Genomic DNA, 8,575 nt, shown 5'->3' with positions numbered 1-8,575 from the left:
AGGAAACTTGCGCTCAACATCTTGAGAACCCACCCGGACAAGGGATCAATCAAAGGCAAAATCAAACGGGCGGGCTGGAACGATGCATTCCTTCTCTCAATGCTTGGTCATATGCGATAGCCCTGCCTTCCAGGGGAGGATCTTTATGGACCCAAGCCCCACCTTGAAATCCGGCCGGAAATAGGCACATGGGAAGCATGGCACCTCCTTTCGATCCGGCCGACCTGCCGACCGGCGTTCAGATGCCGCTATCCCCCTTGGTGGCGCGGGTGTTGGCGCCCAATCCGTCGCCCTTCACCTTTACCGGCACCCAGACCTATGTGGTGGGGACGACCGACGTCGCGGTGATCGATCCTGGCCCGAACGCGCCCGATCATCTGGCGGCGCTGACGGCGGCGATCGCGGGGCGGCCTGTGGTGGCGATCCTTTGCACCCACACGCACCGCGATCACAGCCCGGCGGCGCGACCGCTGAGCGATGCCACCGGCGCGCCGGTGATCGGCTGCGCGCCGCTGACGCTGGAGGATGACGGGCCGCGTGCCGATGCGGCATTCGATGCCGCCTATCGCCCCGACAGGGTGCTGGCGGATGGCGAACAGGTCGCGGGCACCGGCTGGACCCTGGAAGCGGTGGCGACGCCTGGGCACACGTCCAATCATCTCTGCTTCGCGCTGGCCGAAGAAGCCGCGCTCTTCACCGGCGATCATGTCATGGGTTGGTCGACCAGCGTGATTTCGCCGCCTGATGGCGACATGGCGGCCTATATGCGATCGATGCAGCGGCTGCTGGAACGCGAGGACAAGGTCTATTATCCCGCCCATGGCGACCCGATCGACAATCCGCAGCGGCTGGTGCGTGGCATGATGGGCCATCGCAAGCAGCGCGAGGGGCAAATTTTGCGCTTTCTGGAGCGCAATGGCGACAGCCTCATCCCCGACATGGTGCTGGAAATGTATAAGGGCGTCGACCCGCGCCTGCATCCCGCCGCCGGGCGATCGGTGTTGGCGCATCTGATCGACCTGGATCAGCGCGGACTGGTGACCGCGACGGAGGACCGATGGCAGATGCGCTGAAACGCTATGCCGGGCCGATTGCGGCGGCGGTTATCCTGTTGCTGGTCGGCGCAGCGATGCTGATCGGCTGGCAGCGCTATGACCGGGACTATGTGGTCGCGGTCGAGGAGGATGGCGTCGCGGTGACCAAGGTGATCGCGGCGAAGATCGCCGGGGTGAGCAGCCTCAAAGTCTCCGAACTGTCCGGCACGGTCCAGAGCACGGCGCAGGATGTGCGCGGTTTCGGCCTCCTCAAGTCCGATCAGGTGGTCAAAATGCCCTTCTCGGTCGATTATTTCGTCGATGTCGGCGGCCTTGGCGAAGGCGATCTGGAATGGAACGAGGTGACCCGCACGCTGATCGTCAACGCGCCCGACGTGAAGCCGGGCAAGCCCAATGTCGATGAAAGCCGCCGCACGCTGGTCCGCACCCAGGGCATGTTCGTGACGCGCCAGGCTGGCGAGGAATTGAGCCGCCGCGTGTCGGCTCATGCGCAGAGCCGCGCCCAGCGCGAGGCGCAGGCACCCGAACGCATGGCGCAGGCGCGCGAATATGGCCGCGGCGCGCTGACCAAATTGATGGCCGCACCATTGGCGGCGGCGGGCTATGGCGATGCGCGGGTGATCGTGACCTTCCCGCCCGAACGCGCCGGGCACAATCGCGAACAATGGGACGTCACCACGCCCGTCAACGAGGTGCTGGCCAACCGGCAGGCTCGGCGCTAGGGCGCTGTTCAGGGACCGAGGAGTTTTAGGCACATGAACGCTTTTACCGGCATTCCGCAGGGCACGGACCTGCGCAGCGAGATTGAACGGCTGCGCAAGGAGCGCAATGCCGTGATCCTGGGCCATTATTATCAGTCGCCCGAAATTCAGGACTTGTCCGATTTCGTCGGCGATTCGCTGGAACTGTCGCGCAAGGCGGCGGAGACGGACGCGGACGTGATCGCCTTTTGCGGCGTGCGCTTCATGGCCGAAACGGCGAAGATCCTGTCGCCCGACAAGATCGTCGTGCTGCCCGACATGGATGCCGGGTGCAGCCTCGAAGATTCCTGCCCGCCCGCCCAGTTCAAGGCGTTTCGCGAGGCCCATCCCGACCATATTGCGCTCAGCTACATCAACTGTTCGGCCGAGGTGAAGGCGCTGTCCGACATCATCGTGACATCCTCGTCCGCCGAGAAGATCCTGTCGCAAATTCCGCTGGACCAGAAGATCATCTTTGGCCCCGACAAGCATCTGGGCGGCTATCTCGCGCGCAAGCTGGGTCGTGACATGCTGCTGTGGCCGGGCGTCTGCATCGTGCATGAGGCGTTCAGCGAGACCGAATTGCTCAAGCTCAAGGCGCAGCACCCGGACGCGCCGGTCGCCGCGCACCCCGAATGCCCGCCCTATATCGTCGATCATGCCGATTATGTCGGATCGACCAGCGGCATTCTCGACTTTGCCAAGACAATGCCCGGCGACACGCTGATCGTCGCGACCGAACCGCATATCATCCACCAGATGGAAAAGGCGGTGCCCGACAAGCAGTTTATCGGCGCGCCCGGCGCGGACGGCAACTGCAACTGCAATATCTGTCCCTATATGGCGCTCAACACGATGGAGAAGCTGTACCTCGCGCTGCGCGACCTGCAGCCGCGCATCGAAATGGACGAAACGCTGCGGCTGGGCGCGAAGAAGAGCCTGGACCGGATGCTGGAAATGGCGAGCGCCACGGTGGGCCTGGGCGACGTAGGCCCGCGGTGAGCGGGCGCGGGGTGAAGGCCGCACGGCGATGATCGCCCGGCTGCGCGCGCGCTGGCAGGAAACCCGCGCCAGCTACTGGTTCTATCCGGCGCTGTTCACCACGCTGGCCGCGTTGATGGCCTTTGCGACAGTGTGGATCGACCGCCATGGCGGATCGGCCTGGCTGGAGCGGCACGACTGGATCGACATCGCCCGGCCCGAAGGCGCGCGCAACGTCCTCAACGTCATTGCCGGGTCGATGATCGGCGTCGCCTCCACGGTCTTTTCGATCACCATCGCCGCCGTCGTCTATGCATCGGGCAGCTATGGTCCGCGCCTGCTGTCCAATTTCATGGAGGATCGCGGCAACCAGCTGTCGCTGGCGACCTTCATCGCGACCTTTGTCTACGCCGTGCTGGTGTTGCGCGTGGTGCGCGATGCCCAGGAAAGCGCTGGCGACCCCGGATTCGTGCCGCAAATATCGTTGCTTATCGCCACACTGTTGATGGGCATATCGATCGCCATCCTGGTCTATTTCCTCAACCATGTGCCATTGAGCATCCGTATCAACGCCGTGCTGGAAGGCATTGGCGATCGCCTGCTGCGCGAAGTCCATGGGCGCTTCCCCGACGATTGTGTCGAGGAGACCGCCGATGCCCCGCCCCAGGGGGAGCCGATCGTCGCGGCCGATACCGGCTATATCCAGATCGTCGATTTCGCCGGGCTGGACGAGATTGCGCGCGATGCCGGATGCCGGCTGGAGTTGCGGTTGCGGCCGGGCGATTTCGTCCATCCCGGCATCATGCTGGTCGGCATCGTCGGCGCGAAGATCGACAGCGCGATGCGCGACGCCGTCCGGTCCTGCTTTTCGACCGGGGCGATGCGATCCCCTGCGCAGGACATCGAATTTCTGATCGACGAGCTGGTGGAAATCGCCTTGCGCGCGCTGTCGCCGGGCATCAACGATCCGTTTACGGCGGTGACCGCGCTCCATTGGCTGGGCGCTGCGACGGCGGCGATCGGCCAGCGCGACCTGCGCGGCGGGCCGGACCGGGGCGATTATGACTGGAACCGGGTGGTGCCGCTCAATGACGATTTCGACCATTTCGTCGCGCGCGGTTTCGGTGGGATCATGCCCGCCGCGGCGACCAGCCCGATCGCGGCGGCGCAGTTCCTCGATGGCCTGCGGGACGCCGCAGCCCCGCTGACGCTTGCCTCCCGGCGCGCGCGGTTGCAGGCGGAGGGCACGCGCCTGATCGCGCAGGCGCGCCTGGCGCTGGATGGCCCGGCGCTGGAGGAATTGGAAGCGCGCTATTGCGATTTTGTCCAAGCCATGGAAAACGGCGCGCATGACAGGCTTTGCTCTTGATGGTTTCGACCTGAACGCCTTTGTGGCCGCCACGCTGGCCGAAGATCTTGGTCCGGATGGCTGTGATGTCACCAGCGAGGCGGTGATTCCCGCCGATGCTATCTTCGACGGGATCATGGATGCGCGCGATCCGGTGACGCTGGCGGGGCTGCCGATCGCGGTCGCCTTTTTCCGGGCGCTCGATCCCGACGTCGAGATCGAACAGTTGCGCCAGGATGGCGACCAGGTGGCGGCTGGGACCGACATATTGCGCATCCGGGGCCGGGCGCGGGCGATGCTGACGGCGGAGCGGTCGGCACTCAACACGGTGCAGCATTTGAGCGGCATCGCGACCATGACGCGCGCCTATGTCGATGCGATCGACGGCACCGGCGCGACCCTGCTCGACACGCGCAAGACCATTCCTGGCCTGCGTCGCCTTGAGAAATATGCGACGCGCATGGGCGGCGCGACCAATCATCGCATGGGGCTGTGGGATGCGGCGATGATCAAGGATAATCATGTCGCGGTGGCGGGGTCGGTCGAGGAAGCGGTGCGCCGCGCGGTCGAGGCCGGGGTCGAGCGGATCATCGTCGAGGTCGACCGGATCGACCAGATCGAACCCGCGCTGGCGGCGGGCGCTACCCATTTGCTGCTCGACAATATGGATGCGGCGATGCTGCGGCAGGCCGTGGGACTGGTCGATGGCCGCGTGCCGACCGAAGCGTCGGGCGGGGTGACGCTGGACACGATCCGCGCCAAGGCCAGCACGGGGGTAACCTATATTAGCGTCGGGCGGCTGACCCAGTCGGCACCCGCCGCCGACATCGGGCTGGACTTCGCTTATGCTTAAAGCCTTGGCGGTCTTGGCTATGGTCGCGCTGCCCGGCACCGCGCTGGCGCAATCGGCCCAATGCCGCCCGCCATCGCAGATCGCTCGACCCATGATCGAAGCGCCGACCGCCAAGGAACCCAAGCGCGTGCTGCCGATCGGCAGCTATACGCTGGCGCTTAGCTGGTCGCCGCAATTTTGCTCGATCGCGCGCGGCAACAAACATGCACTGCAATGCGGGGGCAAGACGGGCCGCTTCGGCTTTACGCTCCATGGCCTGTGGCCCGACGGCTTCGGCAAGGAATGGCCGCAATATTGTCGCCCCGCCGACCTGGTCCCGCGCGCGGTGATCCGCGCCAACCTCTGCACGACGCCGTCGGTGCAACTGATCCAGCATGAATGGGCCAAGCATGGCACCTGCATGACGACCAGGCCTGAACTCTATTTCAACCTGTCGCGCGCCTTCTACCAATCGATGCGCTATCCCGACATGACGGCGCTCGCGGCGACCAAGAATTTGACCGTCGCGAAATTCGCCGAAGCCTTTGCGCGCGCCAACAAGGGGCTGCGGGCCGATATGCTGCGGGTGACGACGACCCGTGGCAACTGGCTGAGCGAAGCGTGGCTGTGCATGGACCGGGCGATGGCCTTCACCCGCTGCCCGGCGCATCAGGGCGGCGCTGCCCCGGCCAGCCTCCTGCGTATCGAGCCAGGCCCGCGCATCGCCTATAACCGTCCCGCGACACCCGCGCGTCGGCAAGCAAAGCCCGCTGCTGCGCCCGCGCGCAAGCCGGGACTGATCCTCGACCTCGATCCCAAGGTCCAGCCGCTCGCCAACGCCAGCGCGCCCTAAAGGTCAGGCGTCGATCGTCGCGGTCGATGGGTGATGCTTGTCGAGATGCTTGCGGATGATACGCAGATTCTTGGTGTTCGACTTGTAGAGAAAGTCGAAGACGTCACCGGCAAAGGGGATCGCGCCTACCAGCGTATCAATGCCGACATTGCCCGCCATGCGCGCCAGCTGCCATTTCGACATGCCCAAGTTGCGCGCTTCCCACACCATCCACGCACCCATTGCGGCGGTGGCGAGGTCGCCGACCACCGGCACCAGGCCCACCAGGCTGTCGAGGCCGACGCGGCGGTTTGTGCCGGGGATGACGAACAATCCCTCCAGCACCGCTTCCATCGCCTCGATCCGGCGACGGATCGACGCGGGGTCGCGGCCGAAACCGGGCATGTCGCGCACCACGCGCTCGAACTGATCCTGTGATACTGCCATCTGCCTGTCTCCTTGCTCCCCTAATTGGGGCGACGGAACAGATGGTTCAATGGGTGGCGCGCACGACGCGAGGGTTGAAATCCGCTCAGCCGTTTGGACACCAGCGACCAGCGGATCGGCGCGCCGAGCGCGATATAGCCATTATGCGCCTGCATCAGCGCTTCGGCCTGGGAGATATGGGCGATCCGATTGTCGCTATCACTGGCCAGGCTTGCGGACTGCAACGCCGCGTCGGCGGCATCGCTGCAATGCACCGCACGGGCGCACCCGACGCGGCCGAGATACCAGAGCGCACTGTCATAGGGCGCCACCTCGTCGATCAGGCGCAGGTCCGCATCCTTCTGGTTGATCGCCACGCGCACCGCGGTCAGCCCGATCGCGGCCAGATCGCGCCGCAACAGTCCGAAGATCAGCGTCGCGCCCGGCCCCTGCGGCAGGGCGATGCGCAGCGGCGGGGGATCGCCATTATCGGCCCGCCACCGCGTCATGGTGGCGCTGGCCAGCGCGCGGCGCTCATCCATCGACTGCCCGGCCCAGGCAGGCGCGGTGGGCGACCGGCCCAGGTCGAGCGCGGAGGGCAATATCTGTTCGCTGGTGGCCCAGCCGCTAAGCGGGAAGAGGTCGGACAGGCTGGCGCGGTCGATCGCCATGTTGATCGCCGCGCGGACATAATCATCATCCAGCAGCTTGCCGCGCCCGGTAACGGCCAAGCCCAGCAAGCCCTGCACGGGATCGGTCCGTACCGCGTCACGCTCCACCCCGGCGGGCAGCAGCAGCGGCAGGTCGGCAAAGCGCCCGCCCAACACCAGCGCCGCCTGTTCCTCGCGAAAACGGATGATGGCGAGCGCCGCGTTTTCGGCGCGCAACACTCGCGTCTGCGATGGCGGGATCGGCTCGTCATCGGCTGTTTCATCGTCGCCGGTCGCGCGATCGACGGGGGTCAGGAACAGCGCCTGGCCCTGCTGGGCGCGGCGATAGGGACCAGTGCCCCCCTCCCGCGCCAGGATCGCCATTTGCGGCTGGGCCAATATCTGCAGCAGGAAGGGCCGCGCGACCGTCAGTTTGATTTCGATCACCTCGCCCGTCATCGGCACCACGCTTTGCACCGCGTCGAACGGCCCGTCCGGGTCGAGCCGACGCTGCACCACGATCCGCGACAGCAATATCCGCGCGACGTCGCGCGCCGTGACGCGCGTGCCATCGGGCCAGAAAGCGCGACGCAGACGGAAAATATAGCTGCGCCCGTCATCCTCGACGATCCAGCGCTGCGCCAGCGCGGGCAGGATTTCGCCACTGGCGTCGAAGCCGACCAGGCCTTGCGCGGTCGCTTCCAGGATCAATTTGGCGGCCGGGTTGGGCAATCGCTGCAACGGCTTGGTCACATCCGCCCGGTCGCCCACCACACTGACGACAACCGGCCCGCTGCCCTCCCGCGAACAGCCGCTGACCGCTGCCAGCGCAGCGACGGCGGCAAACAGGGGGCGATAACGACGCGGCAGGGCAGGGCGGACGGACATGGCGATACAGAGACCTACCCCGCTATCGCTTCAACGCCAACCGTCATGGCGGGAAGGGGAGGGGGGCTCATACGCTTCAAGGCCGCCTCTCGACGAACCTCGGTTTCGGCTTTAGTGCAGGTATCATCAACAGGAGCTTTTCCAATGTTTCCTTTTCACTCGGAAAGTGAGCGCGACTGGTTTGCCTGGTCTGGCTTGTTGATTAGCACGTGGTCAGCCACGGAGCTATCGTTAGGAAGCCTGATCGATTTCGTATACCGATTTTGCGACGGACAAACCGTCGAAGCTGAGCCGCCGCTAAACTTGGAACGGCGCATCAAATTTCTCCAACGCGCAGCGGGGAAATTGCCAAAACTCGCAGGTGAAAAAGATGAGATTGTCGCGTTAATGGATGCCTTGCGAAAAGCTTCCGAATTTAGGCATATGACAGTGCATGGGACAGATCGTAATATTTACAAAGCTGATCCGCACTTTGCTTACCTCTCGAAGCCCAAAGACCGCAAGATTCCAGACGGTCAGCATATCACCATGCGGGTCACTCAAGAGCAAATCGAAGCGCAATACCATGAGGTTGGATTAATGGGCTTATGTATTCTCGGATGTATGAGTCGTCTGATGAGTAACCTTGAAAACGAAATGGCTTTGTTGCATAACTCCTGATAGGTTTGCTGCGGGCTTTATTTGAGATTACTACGCGACGCGGACAGTATTTGGTGTGCCGATTTGCGAGAAGCGATTGAGGATTGCAGCACGGACTTTGAGCTCGGTTATCTGACGCTCGAAGGTGCGGGCCATGACGCGCTGACCAAGCAGCTTGAAGCAG

General features: G+C 64.4%; 9 protein-coding genes and 2 pseudogenes. 8 read left to right on the top strand and 3 right to left on the bottom strand.

What is annotated here, in order from left to right; all coding sequences use genetic code 11:
- From SxD43FB_RS26170 to SxD43FB_RS22415, 7 genes and pseudogenes are all read left to right on the top strand, one after another.
- A pseudogene (locus SxD43FB_RS26170) lies at nt 1-120 on the top strand (ISAs1 family transposase); the annotation flags it as partial.
- Nucleotides 121-197: 77 nt separating this feature from the next.
- Nucleotides 198-1,073, top strand: a complete 876-nt coding sequence (locus SxD43FB_RS22440; protein ID WP_096064021.1) for an MBL fold metallo-hydrolase — start codon at nt 198-200, stop codon at nt 1,071-1,073.
- Nucleotides 1,058-1,777: a DUF4230 domain-containing protein gene (locus SxD43FB_RS22435; protein ID WP_096064020.1), complete on the top strand. Its 720-nt coding sequence runs from the start codon at nt 1,058-1,060 to the stop codon at nt 1,775-1,777. Before SxD43FB_RS22440 ends, SxD43FB_RS22435 begins: the two co-directional genes overlap by 16 nt.
- 33 nt (nt 1,778-1,810) lie before the next feature.
- Nucleotides 1,811-2,797 (top strand): quinolinate synthase NadA, encoded by a 987-nt coding sequence (nadA, locus tag SxD43FB_RS22430; protein WP_096064019.1) that lies wholly within the window; start codon nt 1,811-1,813, stop codon nt 2,795-2,797.
- Nucleotides 2,798-2,825: 28 nt separating this feature from the next.
- The gene (locus SxD43FB_RS22425) at nt 2,826-4,145 is read left to right on the top strand and encodes a DUF2254 domain-containing protein (protein WP_096064018.1); all 1,320 of its coding nucleotides are present in this window, start codon (nt 2,826-2,828) and stop codon (nt 4,143-4,145) included.
- Nucleotides 4,126-4,977 (top strand): carboxylating nicotinate-nucleotide diphosphorylase, encoded by an 852-nt coding sequence (nadC, locus tag SxD43FB_RS22420; RefSeq protein WP_096064017.1) that lies wholly within the window; start codon nt 4,126-4,128, stop codon nt 4,975-4,977. The genes SxD43FB_RS22425 and nadC overlap by 20 nt, the downstream gene beginning before the upstream one ends.
- Nucleotides 4,970-5,809, top strand: a complete 840-nt coding sequence (locus SxD43FB_RS22415) for a ribonuclease T (protein WP_096064016.1) — start codon at nt 4,970-4,972, stop codon at nt 5,807-5,809. Before nadC ends, SxD43FB_RS22415 begins: the two co-directional genes overlap by 8 nt.
- 3 nt (nt 5,810-5,812) lie before the next feature.
- Here the strand turns inward: SxD43FB_RS22415 and SxD43FB_RS22410 are convergent, their stop codons facing one another.
- Nucleotides 5,813-6,235: a DUF4112 domain-containing protein gene (locus tag SxD43FB_RS22410; RefSeq protein ID WP_096064015.1), complete on the bottom strand. Its 423-nt coding sequence runs from the start codon at nt 6,233-6,235 to the stop codon at nt 5,813-5,815.
- Nucleotides 6,236-6,255: 20 nt separating this feature from the next.
- Nucleotides 6,256-7,752, bottom strand: a complete 1,497-nt coding sequence (locus tag SxD43FB_RS22405; RefSeq protein ID WP_096064014.1) for an ABC transporter substrate-binding protein — start codon at nt 7,750-7,752, stop codon at nt 6,256-6,258.
- 144 nt (nt 7,753-7,896) lie between these two features.
- On the opposite strand from SxD43FB_RS22405, the gene SxD43FB_RS22400 reads away from it, so the two are divergent.
- Complete coding sequence (locus SxD43FB_RS22400) at nt 7,897-8,412, top strand: hypothetical protein (protein WP_096064013.1); 516 nt, start codon at nt 7,897-7,899, stop codon at nt 8,410-8,412.
- 30 nt (nt 8,413-8,442) lie between these two features.
- Here the strand turns inward: SxD43FB_RS22400 and SxD43FB_RS22395 are convergent.
- Nucleotides 8,443-8,575, bottom strand: a pseudogene (locus SxD43FB_RS22395) (IS5/IS1182 family transposase); the annotation flags it as partial.

It is taken from the genome of Sphingobium sp. D43FB (assembly GCF_002312805.1).
Classification (GTDB): domain Bacteria; phylum Pseudomonadota; class Alphaproteobacteria; order Sphingomonadales; family Sphingomonadaceae; genus Sphingobium.
Note: the sequence above shows the minus strand (reverse complement) of the source record. Positions and strands in the feature narration are given on the sequence as shown.